We start from the raw sequence: 20,300 nt of genomic DNA on the forward strand, positions 1-20,300 counted from the left end.
CTGAAAAGCGTCTTCAATTCAAAGACCAAGGCGGTGCTCTTCAACAACCCCTTGAATCCCAGCGCGGTGGTTTTTCCGCGCGAGGATCTCGAGCTCTTGGCGCGCTACTGTCAGGAGTTCGACGTCATCGCGATCTGCGACGAGGTCTGGGAGCACGTCACCTTCGACGAGCACAAGCACATCCCGCTGATCACCATTCCGGGCATGCGCGAGCGCACCATCAAGGTCGGCTCGGCCGGCAAGATCTTCTCACTGACCGGCTGGAAGATCGGGTTCGTCTGCGCCGCGCCGCCGCTGTTGCGCGTCGCCGCCAAGGTGCACCAGTTCCTGACCTTCACCACGGCGCCGAACCTGCAGGCCGCCGTCGCCTACGGCCTCGGCAAGTCCGACGACTACTTCCTGTCGATGCGCAAGGATTTGACGCGGAGCAGGGACCGCCTGACCAAGGGGCTGGAGAGCCTCGGCTTCCCCGTGCTGAAGTCGCAAGGAACCTACTTCCTCACCGTCGACCTGTCGCCGCTCGGGCTCAACGAGAGCGACACCGAGTTCTGCTGGCGAATCGTGAAGGACTACAAGGTCGCGGCGATCCCGGTGTCGGCCTTCTACGAGCAGGACCCCGTGACATCAGTGGTGCGCTTCTGCTTTGCCAAGAAGGACGAGACCCTCGACACCGCCCTGGAGCGGCTGTCGGACGCGGTGCGCGGTCGCAAGAGGTAGAGATGACGAATGTCGGCCGCTGCGGGTTTGGCCTTGGCCTCGCGATCGCCGCCGCGCTGAATTTGCTTTCCGCCCCTGTCAGGGCCGAGGAGCGGGTCGTCAATTTCTACAACTGGTCCAACTATATGGCGCCAGACGTCCTCGAGGCCTTCACCAAGGAGACCGGCATCAAGGTGGTCTACGACACCTTCGATGCCAACGAGACGCTGGAGACGCGCCTGATGGCCGGCAAGTCCGGCTACGACGTCGTGGTGCCCACGGCCTATTTCCTGCAGCGCCAGATCAAGGCCAATATTTTTCAGAAGCTCGACAAGTCGAAGCTGCCGAACCTGGAAAATGCCTGGCCGATGGTGACCAAGAACCTTGCGACCTACGATCCCGGCAACAATTACGCCGCCAACTATATGTGGGGCACGACGGGCATCGGCTACAACGTCGCCAAGGTGAAGCAGATCCTGGGGCCCGACGCGAAGATCGACAGCTGGGACATCGTCTTCAAGCCGGAGAACCTCGCCAAATTTAGAGATTGCGGCGTCCACATGCTCGACTCCGCCGACGACATCTTTCCGGCGGCGTTGAATTATCTCGGGCTCGATCCGAACTCGACCAAGCAGGCTGACCTCGAAAAGGCCGCCGATGTCGTCGCAAAAGTCCGCCCCTCCGTGCGCAAATTCCACTCCTCCGAATATCTCAGCGCGCTCGCGACCGGCGAGATCTGCTTCGTGGTCGGCTGGTCCGGCGACATCATGCAGGCCCGCGCTCGCGCGGCCGAGGCCAAGAAAGACAACAGCAGTGGCATCGAGATCGGCTACGCGATCCCGAAGGAGGGCGCGCAGATGTTCTTCGACAATCTCGCGATCCCCGCGGACGCCAAGAACGTGAGGGAAGCCTACGAGCTGATCAACTATCTCTACCGTCCGGACGTCGCCGCCAAGAACTCGGACTTCCTGTCCTACGCAAGCGGCAACCTCGCCAGCCAGAAGCTGGTCGATCCGAAGATTTTGAACGACAAGAACATCTATCCGGACGAGGCGACGCTCGCAAAGCTGTTCGTCATCACCGCGCGCGAGCCGGCGACGCAGCGGATCATCAACCGGCTGTGGACCAAGGTGAAGACGGGAAGGTAGAGGGGCCGCACTCGTCATTGCGAGCGGAGCGAAGCAATCCAGAATCTCTCGGTGAGGGCACTCTGGATTGCTCGTCGCTTAGCTCCTCGCAGTGACGGCGCAACTACCGCCACCTACGGTGCAGCCACAGCCACTGCTCGGGATGCTCGCGCACCCAGCTCTCCACCACGCTGGTGATCGCCTGCGTGGTGCCCTGGATGTCGATCTTGCCGTCGGCATCGCGCACCGGTTGGACCTCCTCGGTGATCTCGGCGGTGAAGCGGCCGCCGGGCAGGCGGATGATGCGGACGCCGTGGATCGGGCATTCGACCTGGCGGAGCAGGCGCGCCAGCATCGGGTTGGCGCGGGTCTTGCGGCCGAAGAAGGTGACCTCGACGCCGCCGGTCAGATACTGGTCGATCAGCATGGCGACGTGCTTGCCGTCCTTGAGCGCCTGCGCGAGCCTTAAGGGAGCGTCGCGGCCCGCCGGGATCAGCGTGCCCATGTTGACCTGGCGCATCTCCTGGATGATGCGGTCGGCAGATGCGATGTTCGGCCGACGGTAGAGGATCGCGGCATCGAGGCCATGCGAAACGGCGGCGAGCGCCGGCAATTCCCAATTGGCGAGGTGAGCTGCAAAGATCAGCGCCGGCTTGCCGTCGTCGCGGATCTGGTCGAACAGCTCGATGCTGCGCGCCGGGAGTTCGATCCGGCTGTTTTCGGGATGGTCGCGGTCGTAATCCCAGACGTGATCCATATGGGCGAATTCGGCGCCGACGCGGCCGAGATTCTCCCAGACGCCCATCAGGATGGCTTCGATCTCTTCGGGCGACTTCTCCGGAAACGCCGCGGTGAGGTTGGCGCGACCGATGCGGTGCTCGCGCAGGCGTGGGCCGATCAGCTTCACCACGCGCGCGAAAAAGTCCGAGGTCTTGACCGGATCGAAATAGCGCGTGGTACGCAGCATGCCGACGGTGGCGGCGCCGATCAGGCTGCCGCCGATCGATTTCGCAGCCTCCCGCGCGCGGGCCTTCGTCCTCGCAGGAAGCAGCGCCATGCGTCCGGTCAGGCCGGTTCGCGGGTCAGGATCAGCGAGGCGTTCTGGCCGCCGAAGCCGAACGAGTTCGACATCACCGCGGTGACGCGGGCGTCGCGCGCCTTGTTGCCGACGACGTTGAACAGGATCGTGGGATCCGGCGTCTCGTAGTTGATCGTCGGCGGGATGCGCTGATGCTCGAGCGTGAGCAGCGAGAAGATCGCCTCGACCGCGCCTGCCGCCGAGATGGTGTGGCCGACCATCGACTTGTTGGAGGTCACCGGAATCTTCTGCGCCAGCTCGCCGAACACGGCCGATGTCGTGTTGAACTCCATCTTGTCGTTCTCGGGCGTCGCCGTGCCGTGCGCGTTGATGTGGTCGATCTGGTCCGGCGTCATGCCGGCATCGGCCAGCGTCTTGTTCATGCAGCCGATGATCGGCTTGCCGTCGGGCGAAGAGCGGGTGCGATGGAAGGAATCGGTGAGCTCGCCGCAGCCGGCGATCACGCCGAGGATCTTTGCGCCGCGGGCGGTGGCGGCCTCGTAGCTTTCCAGCACGAGCGCGCCGGCGCCTTCGGCCATGACGAAGCCGTCGCGGTTCTTGGAGAAGGGGCGGGAGGCCGCCTGCGGCGGATCGTTCTGGGTCGACAGCGCCGAGAGCAGCGAGAAGCGCACGAGGGCCTCGGGGTTCACGGTGCCGTCGGTCGCGACGCACAGCGCAGCATCGGTCTCGCCGCGGCGGATCGCCTCGACGCCGAGCTGGATCGAGGTGGCTCCGGACGCGCAGGCCGTCGACAGCGAGATCGGCGAGCCCTTGGTGCCAAAGGTCTCGGCGAGATGCGCGGCCACCGAGCCGAACATGAAGCGGTGATGATAGGCGCTGTACTTGCCGCCGCCGGAGATGCGCAAGAGATCGTCATAGTTGAAGTCGAGCGCGCCGACGGCGCGGCCGAGCTCGCGTCGCTGTGGCCATTCGACCTCGACCGGCGCAACCGCGAGGAAGAGGGGCCCCGGGAAATCGGCCTTGGCGCCGATGCCGGCCTGCTCGAGCGCTTCTTCCGTCACGAGCTCAGCCATCCGCTCGGACAGGCCGGTGGAGGAGAATGGATCGACGCTGACGAAATCGACGGTGCCGGCCATCGTGGTCTTGAGGCCGTCGACCGGAAAGCGCGTGATGGTACGGATGCCGGATTCGCCGGCAACGAGCTTGGCCCAATTGTCGGCCTTGCCGGCACCGAGCGAGGTCATGATGCCCATGCCGGTGACGACGACGACGGGGCGCCCGAGTTTGTCGCGTGGTGCAGTCATGTCGATCCCCCGATAGAGCTAGCTAACTGCCTCGACCAGCGCCATGCCTTCGCCGCGCCAGTGTCCGGCCCCCACCACCACAATCTGGGTGGGCGCTCCCTGCATTTCAATCTCGGTGCCCGTCGAATCGTTCGGCGGGAACAGCGCACCGCGCGAGATCGACAGCGCGGCGAGCGCGATGCCGAGCGGGAATTGCGTCTCCATGGTGTGGCCGAACATCGTGCCGGTCGAACGCACCGGGAAATCGGCATGGCCCTTCAGGAAGCCGCGCTCTTCGCTCATTGCGGGCTCTGCACCGGTTGCGCCTGAGATGATGGCGCCTTTACCTTCGCGCCTGGGCAGCTTGGCCCACAGCTGCTCCAGCGTCGCGGCCATGTCGCCGGGCTGCTTGCGCCGGGCGAGGTCGGCGACGACGCTCGACAGTCTTGCGAACGGCTTTGCGCCGCGCGCTTGCGCATGCGCCTTCGACTCCAGCACCAGGAAGGCGCCGGCAGATCCGAGCGCGAAGCCGGCGTGGTCCTTGCGCGCCCAGACGGGAGCGAACTTGTCCTTGAGGTTGAAATCGCCGAATTCGTAGAGGACGAGCAAGTCCTTGCGCTCGCCATTATGCGAGCCGCCGACCAGCGCGATGTCGCTCTCGCCCGAGGCGATGCGCGCAAGCGCAATGCGGGCAGCATCGGCGCCCGCGACCTCTTCGCCCATGAAGGTGCGCGAGGTGCCGCCAAGTCCGTGCACGATGGCGATGTTGCCGGCGAGCAGATTGGAGAGCTGCGCCAGGAACAGCGTCGGCCTCAGATCGCTCATCAGCCGTTCGTTGAGGAAGCCGGGCGCGTTCGCGCCCTTGGCCTCGGCCGTCAAGACACCGGTGTCGACGTTGAGATCGCGCTCGCCGCCGCCGGCGGCCACCACCATGTCGATCTTCGACAGGATGTCCTTGTTGCCCTTGATCCCGGCTGAATCGAGCGCAAGGCCGGCGGCGTAGGTGCCGATGCGCTGCCAGGCTTCCATCTGGCGCTGGTCGCCCTTCTTCGGGATCTGGCTGTCGAAGCTGACAGGCGTCAAGGGATGCACGATGTAGGGCGCAAAGCCCTTCTCGTCGACATTGATGCGCTTCTCCTGAAGCGCGGCCCAGTTGGCGTCCAGGCCCTCGCCGAGCGAGGTCGCGAGTCCAATGCCGGTGATCCAGACTTCGGTCTGGCCGGGCTTCGAAGCAGTGTCAGTCATGGCGATACGGCCTGTTGCGGAAAGCCGACGCGCTCGGCGACTTTCGTCATGTAGCCGCGCATATCCGCATTGGGGAAGGGGATCAGCGTGAAGGTGAGCGCCGAATTCGCGCGCAGCTTGCCGCCGACCCTGATCTTGGCTTCGGTCATGGCATAGCCGGAGCCTTCATGGATGAGGCTCGCCTCGATGCTCATGAGATCGCCGGGGAAGACCGAGCCGCGGACCTTGGCCTCCTTCACGGCGGCAAGGATCGGCATGCGTTCAAACTTGAACACGCCGAGCTGAAGCCAGCCCGAGGCCTGCGCCATCGATTCGATCAGGAGCACGCCGGGCATCAAGGGGTAACCCGGGAAGTGCCCCTCGAAGATGGTGCTCTCCTGCGGGACCTGCGCTTCGACGACGATCGTCTTCTCGTCGACCTTGAGGTCGACGATGCGATCGATCATGTGGAAGTATTCGAGTTGCATGACCGCGCGCTTAGGCGCTCGCGCCCTTGGCCGCAACCAGTTCGTCGATGCGGGCGCACAGGTTCTTCAGCACGAAATACTGCTCGGTGGTCGCCTTGCCGTCATTGACCTCCTGGGTCCACTTTTCCAGCGGGAGCTTGATGCCGAACTGCTTGTCGATCGCAAACGCGATATCAAGGAAATCGAGGCTGTCGATGCCGAGATCGTCAATGGCATGACTATCCGGCGTGATCGTGTCGCGCGGGATGTCGCAGGTTTCAGCGATGATCGTGGCGACCTGATCGAATGTGGAAGACATCACTAAGCCTTTGATATATTGCGGATATTTGTCAGGTTATCCAGAGTGGCACGGTGGGTGGGCATCGCGCCCCTGATGACGCCCTCAAACCCCCCTCTGGCCGGGTCGAAAGCCCGTATATCGGAGCGCCGCCCTGAGTTCAATGGAGGCGGGCAGGCGGTGAGACGGGGCTGGGGATGCCCCGCTGAAGTCGCGTGCCCGCCGGGGCCGGGGCGAGGTGGGCCTAGATGTGCGGCGTCGTGATCTTGACGCAGTCGCGACGGCCCATCAGCACGCAATCCTGGGTCCGGCGCAGGTCGGCGATGCTGACCGCGAGCCAAATTCCGATTGCGGTTAGCGCGATGGTGAAGGCCAGCGCCGCGATGTTGGCGAGCATGCGATGGCGGAAATTGTCCGGCTCGGCGCGGGGCTTCTCGTAGCGCGACAGGTCGAGCGGTTCGGGGGCGACTCGCAACGGCTGCACGGTACCGCTGCCGCGGTGGACCGTCGGGGAAGGCGAGGTGCGCGGCCTGAACTGGAGCACCCGGTGCTCGTCGTCAGAGCTTATGGGCCGCTGGGTCGTCATGGGGCGGGGATCACTCCGAAGCAGCGATTTTAGATAGCACACGTGATGAACGTGTTGCAGAAAATCTTCGCAATGCCCGCGTGCATTTGTACGCTCGCACTATTTGTGCATGGATTGTGGGAAGCGACCGCGGAACCGGCCGTCGTGTCGGCGGCAGGGATGCAAGGGTTGCGTTGCAACAACAGAGGTAGCAAGGGCCAAGGATTTCACACCTTCGTTCCCCTCTACATCGGCTTGTGATCTCCGCGTCCTTCCGAACACGTTTTGCCGCCGCATGGCCCATGTCATAGTCGTGGAACCTGAACCGTGCATCCATGCGAGGGGCCTTCGACCATGACCACGACCAACGCGCGTGAGCCGAGAGTGCACCCGGTCACGATCCTGTCGCTCCGGCCGACGCAGATGACGGTCGGCATGCGCGAGGTCAAGGAGAAGCGCAAGCGCTGGCGCGAGCATGACAAGAAGAAGCAGGCGGATCTGCTCGGCAAGCACATGATCCCCGTCGTCTACGGCCCCGACGCGCGCTACTATGTGATCGACCATCATCATCTCGGCCGCGCACTGCACGACGAAGGCGTCAAGGAGGTGCTGGTGACCATCGTCGGCGACCTCCGCATGGTCGAGCGCGAGGCGTTCTGGGGCGTGATGGACAACAAGCGTTGGGTCTATCCTTACGACGCCAAGGGCGAACGGCGGCAGTTTCGCGACCTGCCAAAATCGGTTGCCGATCTCAAGGACGATCCGTTCCGCAGCCTTGCCGGCGAATTGCGCCGCCTGGGCGGCTTCGCCAAGGACACCACGCCGTTCTCGGAATTCCTGTGGGCCGACTTCCTGCGCCGAAAGGTCTCGCGCAAGACGGTGGAGGCCGATTTCGACAAGGCGATCGAGAAGGCGATGTCCGCAGCCAAGAGCAAGGACGCGATCTATCTGCCCGGCTGGTGCGGTCCGGAGGACGATGATTAGGGGCAGTCGGGAATCGCTCTAGTGAGCTGACCATCATGCGCAGCCGCTCGCGTCAGTCGCGCTGGAAGATCCTGGCGCCGGGATAGGCGCGGCGAGCGTAAGTGACCACTAGCGCACGATCCTGCGTGTCGAGGAAGGGCGTTCGGATCAGGCACGATCCGACGATGAGGTGCCACAGGCCATTGAGCTTCTGGATCACGATCTTCATTTGAATAGTCCTTGATGACTCCCATTCCAGCGAATGCTGCTGGTCGCCGCAGTGCTTAGGATCGTGTCCGCGGACGTAGAATTCCCAACACGGCCGGGCTCCGCTGCAAAATACGTCGACCATTGTTAGTTGGTTGCGGAATGCGTCCAGATAAGCCGGATCCCATCACAGGCGCTTGAGTGAAATCAATTTCCGCGCCCATGAAACCGTCCTGAAACAGAGCCGTCCCATCTGTATGGGGTAGACGAGCTCACACAGGAGGCGAACATGCGCCGTCTGGCTTTCGTAATTGCGTTGCTCGCGGTCGCTTCGGCAGGAATTTCGGCATCGTTTGCCGCAGTTCACCACGCCAAGTCGTTGACGTTCGCGGAGCGCTTTGCTCCGGCGCTCGAGTTGATGGCGAAGCGCTAGCGGCACGGCGCCTTGCAACCATGAGCGATGCCGCGGCTGATCGCTCGCGGCGGGACATCACGTCGCACCCGTCGACCGGCCAGATGCGGCGATGGCCGGATCAGGCTTGACTTGTCGCAAATCTGCGCCGCTGTGACGGGCTAAAGTCTCTCTGCATGGTTGCAGAAGCAGCGTTGTGCCCAGACGTCGTGGGCCCGGGCTCCAAGTCATGCAAGACTGGAGACATGACCATGAGCCTCATCTTTCGTATCGTCTTTATCATTGCCGGCGCGCTCACCGCGTTGTTCGTCGCGCGTGATGCCCTGAACTTCACCATCATCCAGACCTTCGTCGCCGTCCTGCTCGTGACAGCCGTCGTGGGGGCTGGAAGTCTCTGGAGCATGCGGCGGAAGACGTGAGCAGGACAGAAAGCGGCGGTTCGGCCGGGCTCAGCGAAACCGAGGCCCGGCTGCGGCTGCAACATGAAGGTTACAACGAGCTGCCTCGGCCCGAACGGCGCACGCCCCTGCGCATCGTGCTCGAGGTGCTGCGCGAGCCGATGCTCGCTCTCCTTCTGTGTGGCGGGGTGGTTTACCTGCTGCTCGGCGACCTCCGCGAGGCGCTGCTTCTCCTGGCATTCGGCGCCATCTCCGTCGTGATCACGATCGTGCAGGAAACCCGCACCGAGCGCGTGCTGGAGGCGTTGCGGGAGCTGACCAGTCCGCGAGCGCTCGTGGTCAGGGATGGCGAGCGGCGGCGGATCGCGGGCCGGGACGTCGTCCGCGGCGATCTCCTCGTCCTGGCCGAAGGCGATCGGATTCCGGCGGATGCGGTACTCGTCAGTGCGCGTGATCTGGCGGTCGATGAGTCCCTGCTGACCGGAGAGTCGGTCCCGGTTCGCAAGCAGGCCCTCAAGACGCCGGTCGCCGAGGCTTCCATGACTGAAAAGGTCGCCTTGGCCGAACATCGCCCGGGCGGCGATGACCTGCCGTTCGTGTATTCGGGCTCGCTGGTCGTGCGAGGCGAGGGCCTCGCCGAGGTCGAGGCCACCGGCCCTCGCAGCGAGATCGGGAAGATCGGACTGTCGCTGCATGGTTTGCAGTCGGAGCCGCCGCGGCTGCAGCAGCAGACCGCACGGCTCGTACGGCTTTGCTTTCTCGGCGGCGCGGCGATCAGCCTGGCGGCTGTCCTGCTTTACGGAGCGTTGCGCGGGGATTGGCTGCAGGCAATGCTCGGAGGCATCGCGATCGGCATGTCCATGCTGCCTGAGGAGTTTGCCGTCGTCCTCACGGTGTTCATGGCCATGGGCGCCTGGCGGATCTCCAAGGCGCGGGTGCTGACGCGGCGCGCGGCCGCGATCGAGGTGCTCGGCTCCGCCACGGTGCTGTGCACCGACAAGACCGGCACGTTGACGCAGAACCGGATGTCGGTCGCGGAGCTGAGGCTACGCGACGGGACGAGCGTCCGCCTCGTGTCTTCGCAGCCGGCGCCCGTGGGAGCGGAGTTTTTCGAGCTGGCGCGTTGCAGTGCTCTGGCGAGCTCGCCCGAACCGTTCGATCCGATGGAGAAGGCCCTGCACGCGTTCGCGCAGGCGAACCTGCCGGAGGCTGATGAAACCCTGCATGCTCGGACCTTGATCCGCACCTACGGCCTGCGTCCCGAACTGCTGGCGATGACCCAGGTTTGGCAATCGTCCCAGGGAGTGTTCGCCTCGGCCAAAGGTGCTCCCGAAGCGATTGCGCGCCTCTGCAAGTTGCATGGTGCGGACCAGGACGCGATGCGGGATGCGGTCGCGGCGATGGCCAAGGACGGTCTTCGCGTGCTCGGCGTGGCCGCCGCGACCTGCGACGGCGAGGCCCTGCCGAGCTCGCAGGAAGGTTTTTCGTTTCGCTTCCTCGGTCTGGTCGGGTTGGCCGATCCGCTTCGTCCGCATGTCCCCGAGGCGGTGGCCGAATGTCGTTCGGCCGGCATCCGCGTCGTCATGATCACGGGCGACTATCCGGCGACCGCCATGGCGATCGCCGGGCAGGCCGGGCTCGACGTCAACGAGGTCGCGACCGGTGAGCAGATCAGGCTCGCGGACGAGAGCGGGCTGGAGGCCCTCGTCAGGAACGTGAACGTGTTCGCGCGGGTCCTGCCGGAGCAGAAGCTGCGGATCGTTCAGGCGACGAAGCGCAACGGCGAGATCGTCGCGATGACCGGCGACGGCGTCAACGACGCGCCGTCCCTGAAGGCGGCCCATATCGGGATCGCGATGGGTGGCCGCGGCACCGATGTCGCCCGCGAGGCATCCTCGATCGTCCTGCTCGACGACGATTTTGGCTCCATCGTCGCATCCATCCGGCTGGGGCGCCGAATCTACGACAATCTCCGCAAGGCGATGGCCTTCATTTTCGCCGTCCACGTTCCGATCGCGGGGCTCGCCCTGCTGCCGCTGGTTTTCGGGCTGCCTCTGGTTCTCGGGCCCGTTCACATTGCATTTCTGGAGCTGATCATCGACCCGGTCTGCTCGCTCGTGTTCGAAGCCGAGCGGGAGGAGCGCGATGTCATGACGCGCCCGCCGCGGCGCGCCGATGCGGAACTGTTCTCGTGGGCTTTGGTCGGCTGGAGCGTTCTTCAAGGCGTCATGGCCTTTGCCTTGATCGCGGTGATTTTCGTCGTTGCGCTTCGTTCCGGTATTCCACCCGACGAGGCGCGCACGCTGGCTTTCATCGCGCTGGTCGTCTGCGTCGTCGCGCTGGTGCTGGTCAACCGGTCCTTCAGCGCGTCGTTCTTGTCGGCGTTCTTCCGTCCGAATCCGGCTTTGCTCTGGATATTCCTGTCGATCGCGCTCGTTCTGGCCGCGGCCCTGTTCTGGCCGCCGGCGTCCAGTCTGTTCCGGTTCGGTCCCCTGCACCTGGACGATCTGATGGTCACGCTCGGCGCAGGATTGCTGGTACTCACGGCGCTCGAACTGCTGAAGCCGGTTTGGGGCCGGCGGTTGCGATTCTAGATCGTGACGCGGCAGGTCGGTCATCGGGGCGCGCTGCGGTGGATCGTCAGCGTCGGGAATTCATGCAGCCCGTGGAGGGCCGGCGCAAGATGCTGAGGCCATTTCATTAGAATGGATCCAGTCTACATAGATTCTACGACACGAACGTCCAAAAGACTTTGATTGTGCGTTCGGAGTCTTTGCATGGTCGTCCCGGTAAATTCGGGGACTGGGAATGCTGGAATTCGTGTTTGACGCACGCGCAACGAAGCGCGGATGCGTGTCGATGCTGTGCGGTCTTGTCGTGCTTCCTCCGGCGATCGCTTTTGGCGGCAACGCGCAAGCCCAGAGCGCGAGCGCAGCATCAGATCTTCCGCCGGTCGTCGTCGAGCAAAGCCGCGCGAACAAGCGTCAGGTCACGAGATCGCGCACCACCCGGTCTGTGAGCGCCCGAACTGCGCGATCGCGCGCGGCAGGACAGGTGCTCCAGTCCGGCTCTCAGCCCGCCGCCGTCGCCATGGAGCGCGGTACGGATCCGGTGAAGGGATTTGTACCTGTCGTCAGCTCGGCTGCGATGAAGTCCGACGTCCCGATCCTCGAGACGCCTCAATCCGTCTCCGTCGTCAGTCGCGATCAGCTCGATGCCCGCTCCGTCACGACACTGGTCGAAGGATTGCAGCATGTCGCAGGTCTCGCCATTCAGCCGGGCGGTAAGGACCCGCGCTTCGACAATGTCTTCATCCGCGGCTTCGACAACAACGGCTACGGCGCATATCGCGATGGGCTTCGCGAGATGGGCGATCCCAACTTCCTCTCGCTGTTCCGCAACGAGCCCTATGGTTTCGAGCGCATCGACGTCATCAAGGGGCCGAGCTCGGTCATGTATGGGCAGGGCGCGCCGGGCGGACTTGTCGATGTCATCAGCAAGCGGCCGCCCGAAAAGGCCTTCGGTGAGATTGTCGGGCAGTTCGGCAACTACGACCGGTTTCAGGGTGCCTTCGACTTCGGTGGTCCTGCCACCAAGGACGGCACGCTGCTCTACCGGCTGACCGGTGTGTTCAGGGATTCCGATGCGCAGATCGCCAACTTCTCGAACTACGTGAAGGACAATCGCACCTATATCGCGCCGGCGGTGACCTGGAAGCCGACGAACGACACGGCGCTGACCATTCTCGCCGACTATACCCGCGATCTGACCGGCAACGCCTTTCCGCTGTCGATGGCCCATGTGAGCGGCGGGAAGATCACCGGTATCACGGCGCTGCCGCTTTTCCTTGGCGATCCCAGCTACAACAAGTTCGACCAGGAGCAGGAGCGTGTCGGCTACCAGTTCGAGCATCGCTTCAGCAACAATCTGGTCTTCGAATCGAAGGCCCGCTACGGCCACACCGAACTCGACTATCGCTATCTGACGTTCATCGGAAGTCCGCTCGATACGACCACGGTCTTTCCGCGGCGTGCGGTGCGCATACAGGAGCAGGTCGAATCGCTGTCGACCGACAACCACCTGATCAGCAAGTTCAGCACGGGGCCGCTTCAGCATACGGTGGTCTCCGGCGTCGACTATCTGACGTTCAACATGACGGACCGGACTTATTCCGGAGCAGCGCCGCCGCTCAGCAAGCTCAATCCGGTGTACGACCAGGCCGTCGTCGTTCCGACTGCGCTCACCACCCCCTCGACGAACCAGACGATCGACCAGGTCGGCGTCTATGTGCAGGATCAGATGAAGATCCAGAACTGGATCTTCACGCTGGGTGGCCGGTACGACGCCTCGGAACAAAACACCTACGCCTTGGCGACCAACAAGACCACCGACACGAAGGACACGGCCTTCACCAAGCGGGGAGCCGTCTCCTACGTGTTCGATTCCGGTGTTGCGCCTTATTATAGCTACTCGGAATCCTTCCTGCCGACACCCAACACGAACTTTGCGGGAAACCCGTTCAAGCCGACGATGGCGCAGCAGCATGAGGTGGGCGTCAAGTATCAGCCGTCGCGAAACCTGCTGATGACCGTGGCGATCTACGACCTGACGCGGCAGAATTCGCTCACGTCCGATCCATCACATCTCGGCTTCTCGGTCCAGCTCGGCGAGGTGAACTCGCGCGGCATCGAGTTCGAGACGCTGGCGCAGATCATGCCCGGGCTGAACTTCGTGGCGACCTACACCAACCAGGATGTGAGGGTGACGCAGAGCACCGGGACCGACCTCGGCAAGGTGCCGACGCTCGTCGCCCGCCAGCTCGCATCGGCCTATGTCGACTACACGATCCAGGGCGGCACCTGGGACGGCTGGGGACTTGGCGGAGGCATCCGTTACAACGGACCGACCTTCGCCGACACGACCAACACAATCGTCAACGAGGGCTACGTCGTGCTGGATGCGGGCATGCATTATCGTCAGCCGAAGGGCGTCAACCTGGCGCTGAACGTGAAGAACATCGCCGATCGCGTCACGCTTGCCTGCACGACGAATGGCGGTTGCCAATACACGAGCCCGCGCACCATCACGGGCACGGTCAGCTATCGCTGGTAGTATTCGTCATGGTTCAAGCACGCACGATTCGCCTGTGGTCCCGCATTCACACCTGGACGTCCCTGGTGTGCATGCTGTTTCTGCTGATGCTGTGCGTCACGGGGCTGCCGCTGGTCTTTCACGACGAGATCGACGATCTGCTCGAGGACGAGATCGCAACTCCCGCCATGCCGGAGGGAACGCTGCGCCTTTCGCTCGACCGGATGATCGCGGCGGCGCAGGCGCGCTTTCCCGGTCAGTACGTGCTGCTCCTTAATCTCAAGCAGACGGAGCCGCTGGTCACGGTCGCGGTTTCTCCGACGGCGATCCCGGCGCCGGGCAGCTTTCATCGCCTAACGCTTGATGCGCGCACCGCCGAGGTGCTCGGGGAGGAGGCTCCCCATCAGGACGTCATGGACATTGTATTGCGGATTCACAAGGACATGTTCGCGGGCTTGCCCGGCGAATTGTTTCTCGGAGGGATGGGTCTTCTGTTCGCAGCGTCGATCATATCCGGTGTGGTCGTGTATTGGCCATTCATGCGGCGGCTCGATTTCGGCACGATCCGCCGGCGCTCGTCGCCGCGCGCCAAATGGCTCGACACCCATAATCTCCTCGGCATCGTCACCGTGACCTGGACGATGGTTGTGGGTCTCACCGGCATGATCAACACGCTGGCGACGCCGCTGTTCGATCTGTGGCGCGCGCAGCTGATCCCGGTCTTGCTGGCGCCTCATCTCGGCAAGCCCGTGGCTCCGATCCCGTCGGTTCAGGCTTCTGTCGAACTCGTCCGCGCGAGATTTCCGGATCGTCTGGTCACCTCGGTGACGATGCCGACGTCGGCCCGCTTCGGCAGTCCGCAGCACCTCGTCGTCTGGACCAAGGGCGCGACGCCTTTCACGGCGCGCATGCTCCAGCCGATGCTCGTTGATGCCAATGACGGCAAGACGATCGCGGCACCCGAGGTGCCCTGGTATCTGAAGACGCTTCAGGTCTCGCGCCCACTGCATTTCGGCGACTATGGTGGGCTTCCACTGAAGATCATCTGGGCGCTGCTGGACATCATCACGATCATCGTTCTCGTCAGCGGGATCTATCTGTGGGTGGCGAGGCGAAAGTCGTCGGTCCGCCGCAAGCCGCTCGACGCGGGCCGGACCGCGGCAGTCGGCGTCTAGCCCATGGCCATTCCCGCCCGGAACCAGCTCCGGATTCACAGGAGCGCCTGGGATGTCTTCCGCTGGCCTGTCCTTGTCGGCGTCGTCTGCGGCGCGGGGCTCGGCGTTGCGCTCGTCGGGGACGGCTTCTGGGACGCTCTTTCGTGGCTGGGGTTGTCGTTGCCGGTCGTTCTGGCGATTGTCTGCTGGCGCCGTGCAGGTCGACCCCGCTGAGACTTATGGACGGCGATCCGGCTCCGACAGGTGGCGCTCTTCGATATCGTGGCTGACGTCGTGTTTCTCATCCTTTCCGCCAAGCATCCGATGCAGCCAGCGTTCGACACGTCGGCCGATCGTGAGCAGCACGAAGGTGAAGGCCAGCGTGACCAGGACGATTTTCCATTGCCCGGCGCCGCACGCAATGCCGAGACAGGCGGCGAGGAAGGTGCAGGCCGCGCTGGTCAGGCCGCGTACGCGAAAACGATCGCTCTCATGGACGATGACGCCGGCTCCGAGGAAGCCGATGCCGGTCAGGATGCCCTGGATCACACGGCTCGCCGCATCGGTGATCTTGCCGGGCTCGGCGAACTGGACCGCGAGCAGCACGACGGTTGCGGTGGAGAGCCCGACGATGCCGAGTGTCTTCAGCCCGATCGGCTTGCCGTGCAGGTCGCGGTTCAGGCCAATCGCGCTGCCGGCGAGCGTCGCGGTGCCGAGGCGCAGCAGGATTTCGGGCCAGTCCATCTCGGTCATGTCTTGTCCGTCACTTCTTCGGCACGCGTCCCATCAGGTAGAACTCGTCGTTCGGGCGCATGCCCGTGAAATTCGCCAGCCGGTTCGACAGCGCAAAGAAGGCGGAGATCGCGGCGATGTCCCAGATGTCGTCGTCGCTGAAGCCGTGCGGCGCGAGTGCGGCGAAATCGTCCTCGGAAATGCGCTGCGCGTCGGCCGAGACCTTCATCGCGAAATCGAGCATCGCCTTTTGCCGCGGCGTGATGTCGGCCTTGCGGTAGTTCACCGCGACCTGGTCGGCAATGAGCGGGTTCTTGGCGCGGATGCGCAGGATCGCGCCGTGGGCGATCACGCAATACTGACACTGGTTGGCGGCCGAGGTCGCGACCACGATCATTTCGCGCTCGGCCTTGGTGAGGCCGCCGTCCTTCTCCATCAGTGCGTCATGATAGGCGAAGAACGCGCGGAACTCGTCGGGACGATAGGCCAGCGTCAGGAACACGTTCGGCACGAAGCCGCTCTTCTCCTGCACCGCGAGAAGACGCGTGCGGATGTCATCGGGCAGCGTGTCGAGGGCGGGAGCTGGGAAACGTTGTGAGGGCTGTGTCATGGTCATGGATTCCGGCTTGCGGCCGGGGACCATAGTCGATGCGGGCGAGAGGCTCCAGAGGAGTCGTTACGTCTGGTGCCCCGGACGCAGCGCAGCGCTCCCGGCGATGCGAGGCATCGTTCGGTGCGGTGCGCTGCTGAGCCGGGGCCCATGTCTCCGAGAGTCCGTGATTGTGGCATGGCTCCCGGCTCTGCGCAGCAGCGGTTCACGCTGATGCGCGTCCGGGACACGAGAGTCCTTACCGCAGCGGCTTCTTCAACAGCGAGAAGCGGTCCGGATCGAGCCCCATCGAGGGCTGCAGCATCGGGGCCTCGACGTTGGAGAGCGTCTTGGCGGGCGGAGCCGAGAACACAGGGTCGTTCGGCACGTCGCGCTGCGAGGTGGCGCCGCGCCAGCGTTCGAGCACGGCGCTGACGAAATGCATGTCATGGCCGGAGGTGACCGAAGGCACGCTGCTGATGGTAGCCTCGCCGCGCGGCAATTGGTGCGGTGGCACCTCCTTGAAGCGCAACCGGGTCGGCAGTGCGACGCCTTCGCCGAAGGCCAGCACTTCACGCGTGCCAAGCGAGGGCACAAAGGAGAGCAGGTTCGCGGCGGCGTCCGACACCGCGGCGCGCAGCAGCGCCTGGTCGCGCTCGTTGGCAAGACGCATCGTGAACAGCGTGTTGCACTGGGAGATGATGGTGGCGTCGAGCTCGGCCGGACGCTGGGTGATGAGGCCGAGATAGACTCCGTATTTGCGGCCTTCCTTGGCGATGCGCGACACCGCCTTGCGGGTCGGGCCGAAGCCGATATTGCGGTCGGCGGAGGCGTAGCGGTGCGCTTCCTCGCAGACGAACAGCAGGGGCGAGACGCCGTCGCTCCACAGGCCGAAATCGAAGGCCATGCGGCACAGCACCGAGACGACGGAATCGATGACCTCGGCGGGGAAGCCGGCGAGCTGCATCACCGTCATCGGCTTGCCGTTCGCCGGCAGGCGGAACAGATGGCTGATGACCTCGGCCATGGTGTCGCCGCCGACATTGGCGTTGTCGAACATGAAGGCGTAGCGGGGGTCGTTGCGCACCGCTTCGATGCGCGAAATCAGCTTGTGATAGATGATGCGCGAGGAGCGGTTCTCGAGCTTGCCCATGCGCTCGTCGATCAGCGACATCAGGTCGACCAGGCGGTACGGCACCGGGGTGTCGACGGTGTAGCCGATCTGCTTGGGATCGATGCGCTTGAGGCCGATGCGGTCGGCGTTCTGATATTGGGTGTAGACGCCCTTGGCGAGCGGGATCACCTCGGCCAGGATGTCGAGCTCCTCGGGCACGCCGGCGCGGCCGCCGAACAGCACGTCGACGATTTCCTCGAAATTGAACAGCCAGAACGGCAGCTTCAGGTTTCGCGGGTTGAGCACCAGCGCGCGGTCGCCGAAGCAGCGGCCATATTCGTTGTGCACGTCGAGCAGGAAGATGCGCAGGTTCGGGCGCGCCTTCAGGATCTCGTTGAGCAGCAGCGACACGCCGGTGGACTTGCCGACGCCGGTCGATCCCAGCACTGCAAAATGCTTGGACAGCATTTCCTCGACATCGACATAGGCGACGACCGAGCGATCCTGCTGGAGGAAGCCGACATTGATCTGGTCCGAGCCGGTCGGCGCGTAGATCGTGCGCAGCTCCTGGCTGGTAATCAGATCGACGGAATCGCCGATGGTCGGATAGTTGGTGACGCCGCGCTGGAATTTCGGCTTGTCGCTGGCGTTGAGGATCTCGCCGAGCAGGTCGACCGAGGCAACCGCGATATAACTGTCGCTGCTCGACAGGTTCTCGCAGGACACCTCGGTGATCATCGCAACGATGACCGAGCTGGCGCTGCGAATACTGACGAAGCGGCCGACGGTCGCCCGAACTTCCGAGATAGGCATCTGGCTTTCTGCCAGCAGCCCGACTCGGGCCAGCGATCCGCGAACCGAAATCACGCGTCCAAAGGATGTCACGATGAATGAACCTGGCAAGAGCAAGGGATCTGCTCGGACTATGCGCGGCCGTGGCTGCACAAACGGTTAAGCGCCGGGCGCGGGCACTTCGTTAAATCCGCGACAATTCGGCCGCGAGGTTTATTCCGATTGCGTACTTACTGGCGGAAACGGCGGGGAATTGGCGCAATTTCGGGCCGTTGGAGCCGAAAGGCAATTAAGGAACATTTTACCATCAGGCCAGTCAGTCCACCGTTCGGGGGACGTCTTCCTTCGATCCAGGGGTGGTTGATTTGTTGACGGGACCTAATCATTTGTACATTAGTACAAATAGGCTGGCGGACCTTGTGACCGTCTCCGGGTGCAGAGCGCGTTGCAGCCTTGCTCCCGATGATGCGATCCGGTCGGCGGATCGCCAGCTGTGCCCTGGAGGAAAGCCATGCTGCCCGAACCGATCCTCGATCTCGCTCATCTCGGCCATATGGAGCTGCTGACGCCCAAGCCCGATGAGAGCCTGAAATTCTTCGTTGACGTCATGGGCATGACCCTCAGCGGCCAGAAGGGCGAGTCGGTTTACTTGCGCGGCTGGGACGATTACGAGCGCTATTCGCTCAAGCTGACGGCGTCCAAGACTTCGGGCATGGAGCACATGGCGCTGCGCGCGCGCAGCCAGCAGGCGCTGGAGCGCCGCGTCGCCGCGCTGAAAGGCTCCGGCTTCGATATCGGCTGGATCGACGGCGACATGGGGCAGGGGCCGACCTTCCGCTGCCGCGACCCTGACGGCCACGTCGTCGAGCTCTATTACGAGACCGAATGGTATCAGGCACCGCCCGAGCTGAAGCCGGCGCTGAAGAACCAGGCGCAGCGCTTCCCCGCGCGCGGCGTCAATGTCCGCCGCCTCGATCATCTCAACTGCCTCGCCGTCGACATCAAGGCCAACCGCGAGTTCTTCGAGAATTATCTCGGCTGCCGCCTCACCGAGCAGATCGTGCTCAATGATGGCCGTGAAGCTGCGATGTGGCTGACGATGTCGAACAAGAGCTACGATTTCGCCTATTCGCTCGACCATTCAGGCGTGCCGGGCCGCTTCCACCACGTCACCTACGCGCTTGACAGCCGCGAGGAAATTCTGCGCGCTGCCGACATCTTCCTGGAGAACGGCATCCACATCGAGACCGGCCCGCACAAGCACGCGATCCAGCAGACCTTCTTCCTCTACGTCTACGAGCCCGGAGGCAACCGCGTCGAAGTCGCCAATGCCGGCGCGCGCCTGATCCTCGCGCCGGACTGGAAGCCGATCGTGTGGACCGAGGAGGAGCGCAAGAAGGGCCAGGCGTGGGGGCTGAAGACGATCGAGTCCTTCCACACCCACGGCACGCCGCCGGTGGAAGTGAAGAAGCACGCTTAGTGGATTGAGCCGCGCACCCTCGCGATCGTCTCGCGGATGCCGGTCCACGCCGGCTTGTCCGGCGCGAACTGGCCGCGCAGGAAGCTGACGAGCTCCTCCACCTGCGCGTCGCTCATGCTGTTCCTGAACGCCGGCATGTAGCCAAGGTCGCTCGACACCGGCTCGGCGATACCGTGCAGGATCACCTGCACGAGATTGTCCGACGTTGCGCTGTGCAGATTGCTGTTGAGCGCGAGCGAGGGCCGGCTGCCGAACAGTGGCAGGCCGCCGACCTCGTGGCAGACGGCGCAGGCGCCTCGATAGAGCCGTGCGCCGGTGGAGGAGCCGATCGTAACCTGCGTCGCGCTCTCCAGCTTCGCGGCGAGCACCTCCGGCGCATCGGCTGCGGTGTCGTTGAACGAGTTGAGATAGACCGCCATCGCGCGAATATCCTGATCGGGCAGGGCCTTGAGATCCCTGACAACAGGCGCCATCGGGCCGGCGGCGACGCCGTGATAGCGCGAATGGCCGGTGCGCAAATAGGCGAACAGCTCGTCCTCGCTCCACGGGATCGGGGCGTGAGAGAGCGAGGTCAGGGGCGGCGCTTCCCAGCCTTCGGCGAAGCCTCCGGCGAGATAGGCCTTGCGTTGCTCGGCGCCGAGCGCATTGCGCGGCGAGTGGCAGCCGCTG

General features: G+C 64.0%; 20 protein-coding genes. 9 read left to right on the top strand and 11 right to left on the bottom strand.

The annotated features are described in order from the left end of the window. Together IC66_RS0100685 and IC66_RS0100690 are read left to right on the top strand one after the other, a co-directional pair. A partial coding sequence (locus tag IC66_RS0100685; protein ID WP_038946308.1) for an aminotransferase class I/II-fold pyridoxal phosphate-dependent enzyme occupies positions 1-717 on the top strand: 717 nt, incomplete at its 5' end. A gap of 2 nt (positions 718-719) precedes the next feature. Next, on the top strand, positions 720-1,844 hold the full coding sequence (locus tag IC66_RS0100690; protein WP_038946309.1) for a polyamine ABC transporter substrate-binding protein: 1,125 nt from the start codon (positions 720-722) through the stop codon (positions 1,842-1,844). Positions 1,845-1,947: 103 nt separating this feature from the next. On the opposite strand, the gene IC66_RS0100695 is transcribed toward IC66_RS0100690, so the two are convergent. The 6 genes from IC66_RS0100695 to IC66_RS0100720 form a co-directional block, all read right to left on the bottom strand. Next, a complete protein-coding gene (locus IC66_RS0100695) occupies positions 1,948-2,880 on the bottom strand; it encodes a lipid A biosynthesis lauroyl acyltransferase (RefSeq protein WP_038946310.1) in 933 nt (310 codons plus the stop codon). A gap of 8 nt (positions 2,881-2,888) precedes the next feature. Further along, entirely contained in the window at positions 2,889-4,166 is a 1,278-nt protein-coding gene (locus IC66_RS0100700; RefSeq protein ID WP_028145255.1) for a beta-ketoacyl-ACP synthase, read from the bottom strand. 18 nt (positions 4,167-4,184) lie between these two features. After that, positions 4,185-5,390, bottom strand: a complete 1,206-nt coding sequence (locus IC66_RS0100705) for a beta-ketoacyl-ACP synthase (protein ID WP_038946311.1) — start codon at positions 5,388-5,390, stop codon at positions 4,185-4,187. Continuing rightward, positions 5,387-5,857, bottom strand: a complete 471-nt coding sequence (locus IC66_RS0100710) for a 3-hydroxyacyl-ACP dehydratase FabZ family protein (protein WP_028145253.1) — start codon at positions 5,855-5,857, stop codon at positions 5,387-5,389. The genes IC66_RS0100705 and IC66_RS0100710 overlap by 4 nt, the downstream gene beginning before the upstream one ends. 10 nt (positions 5,858-5,867) lie before the next feature. Continuing rightward, positions 5,868-6,155 carry an acyl carrier protein gene (locus IC66_RS0100715; protein ID WP_007592476.1) on the bottom strand — a complete coding sequence of 96 codons (288 nt, stop codon included), beginning with the start codon at positions 6,153-6,155 and terminating at the stop codon, positions 5,868-5,870. A 223-nt stretch (positions 6,156-6,378) separates the two neighbouring features. Next, positions 6,379-6,720 carry a hypothetical protein gene (locus IC66_RS0100720; protein ID WP_028145252.1) on the bottom strand — a complete coding sequence of 114 codons (342 nt, stop codon included), beginning with the start codon at positions 6,718-6,720 and terminating at the stop codon, positions 6,379-6,381. Positions 6,721-7,053: 333 nt separating this feature from the next. Here IC66_RS0100720 and IC66_RS0100730 point away from each other — a divergent pair, with 333 nt between their 5' ends. Further along, positions 7,054-7,683 (top strand): ParB-like protein, encoded by a 630-nt coding sequence (locus IC66_RS0100730; RefSeq protein ID WP_038946313.1) that lies wholly within the window; start codon positions 7,054-7,056, stop codon positions 7,681-7,683. Positions 7,684-7,735: 52 nt separating this feature from the next. Here the strand turns inward: IC66_RS0100730 and IC66_RS47485 are convergent, their stop codons facing one another. Further along, positions 7,736-7,891, bottom strand: coding sequence for a hypothetical protein (locus tag IC66_RS47485; RefSeq protein ID WP_162832237.1), 156 nt, complete (start codon positions 7,889-7,891; stop codon positions 7,736-7,738). A 267-nt stretch (positions 7,892-8,158) separates the two neighbouring features. Here IC66_RS47485 and IC66_RS47490 point away from each other — a divergent pair, with 267 nt between their 5' ends. The 5 genes from IC66_RS47490 (at position 8,159) to IC66_RS0100760 (ending at position 14,945) form a co-directional block, all read left to right on the top strand. Next, on the top strand, positions 8,159-8,302 hold the full coding sequence (locus IC66_RS47490) for a hypothetical protein (protein ID WP_162832236.1): 144 nt from the start codon (positions 8,159-8,161) through the stop codon (positions 8,300-8,302). 230 nt (positions 8,303-8,532) lie between these two features. Beyond that, the gene (locus IC66_RS47495; RefSeq protein ID WP_162832235.1) at positions 8,533-8,700 is read left to right on the top strand and encodes a hypothetical protein; all 168 of its coding nucleotides are present in this window, start codon (positions 8,533-8,535) and stop codon (positions 8,698-8,700) included. Beyond that, positions 8,697-11,273, top strand: coding sequence for an HAD-IC family P-type ATPase (locus tag IC66_RS0100750; RefSeq protein ID WP_038946314.1), 2,577 nt, complete (start codon positions 8,697-8,699; stop codon positions 11,271-11,273). Before IC66_RS47495 ends, IC66_RS0100750 begins: the two co-directional genes overlap by 4 nt. 553 nt (positions 11,274-11,826) lie before the next feature. Then, positions 11,827-13,791 carry a TonB-dependent siderophore receptor gene (locus tag IC66_RS0100755; RefSeq protein ID WP_038946315.1) on the top strand — a complete coding sequence of 655 codons (1,965 nt, stop codon included), beginning with the start codon at positions 11,827-11,829 and terminating at the stop codon, positions 13,789-13,791. Between the two features lie 8 nt (positions 13,792-13,799). Beyond that, positions 13,800-14,945 carry a PepSY-associated TM helix domain-containing protein gene (locus IC66_RS0100760; RefSeq protein ID WP_038946316.1) on the top strand — a complete coding sequence of 382 codons (1,146 nt, stop codon included), beginning with the start codon at positions 13,800-13,802 and terminating at the stop codon, positions 14,943-14,945. Between the two features lie 216 nt (positions 14,946-15,161). On the opposite strand, the gene IC66_RS0100770 is transcribed toward IC66_RS0100760, so the two are convergent. The 3 genes from IC66_RS0100770 to IC66_RS0100780 form a co-directional block, all read right to left on the bottom strand. Further along, positions 15,162-15,677, bottom strand: coding sequence for an MgtC/SapB family protein (locus IC66_RS0100770; RefSeq protein ID WP_038946318.1), 516 nt, complete (start codon positions 15,675-15,677; stop codon positions 15,162-15,164). Positions 15,678-15,687: 10 nt separating this feature from the next. Continuing rightward, positions 15,688-16,266 (bottom strand): peroxidase-related enzyme, encoded by a 579-nt coding sequence (locus tag IC66_RS0100775; RefSeq protein WP_038946319.1) that lies wholly within the window; start codon positions 16,264-16,266, stop codon positions 15,688-15,690. 238 nt (positions 16,267-16,504) lie between these two features. Next, a complete protein-coding gene (locus tag IC66_RS0100780) occupies positions 16,505-18,244 on the bottom strand; it encodes an ATP-binding protein (RefSeq protein ID WP_026202466.1) in 1,740 nt (579 codons plus the stop codon). Between the two features lie 418 nt (positions 18,245-18,662). On the opposite strand from IC66_RS0100780, the gene IC66_RS0100785 reads away from it, so the two are divergent. Then, positions 18,663-19,631 carry a catechol 2,3-dioxygenase gene (locus tag IC66_RS0100785; protein WP_038946321.1) on the top strand — a complete coding sequence of 323 codons (969 nt, stop codon included), beginning with the start codon at positions 18,663-18,665 and terminating at the stop codon, positions 19,629-19,631. Here IC66_RS0100785 and IC66_RS0100790 read toward each other — a convergent pair. Then, positions 19,628-20,300 (bottom strand): c-type cytochrome (locus IC66_RS0100790; protein ID WP_038946322.1); only part of this gene is annotated, 673 nt, incomplete at its 5' end. The two genes, IC66_RS0100785 and IC66_RS0100790, sit on opposite strands and share 4 nt — an antisense overlap.

Source organism: Bradyrhizobium genomosp. III, assembly GCF_000261705.1.
Taxonomy (GTDB): Bacteria; Pseudomonadota; Alphaproteobacteria; order Rhizobiales; family Xanthobacteraceae; genus Bradyrhizobium; species Bradyrhizobium ottawaense.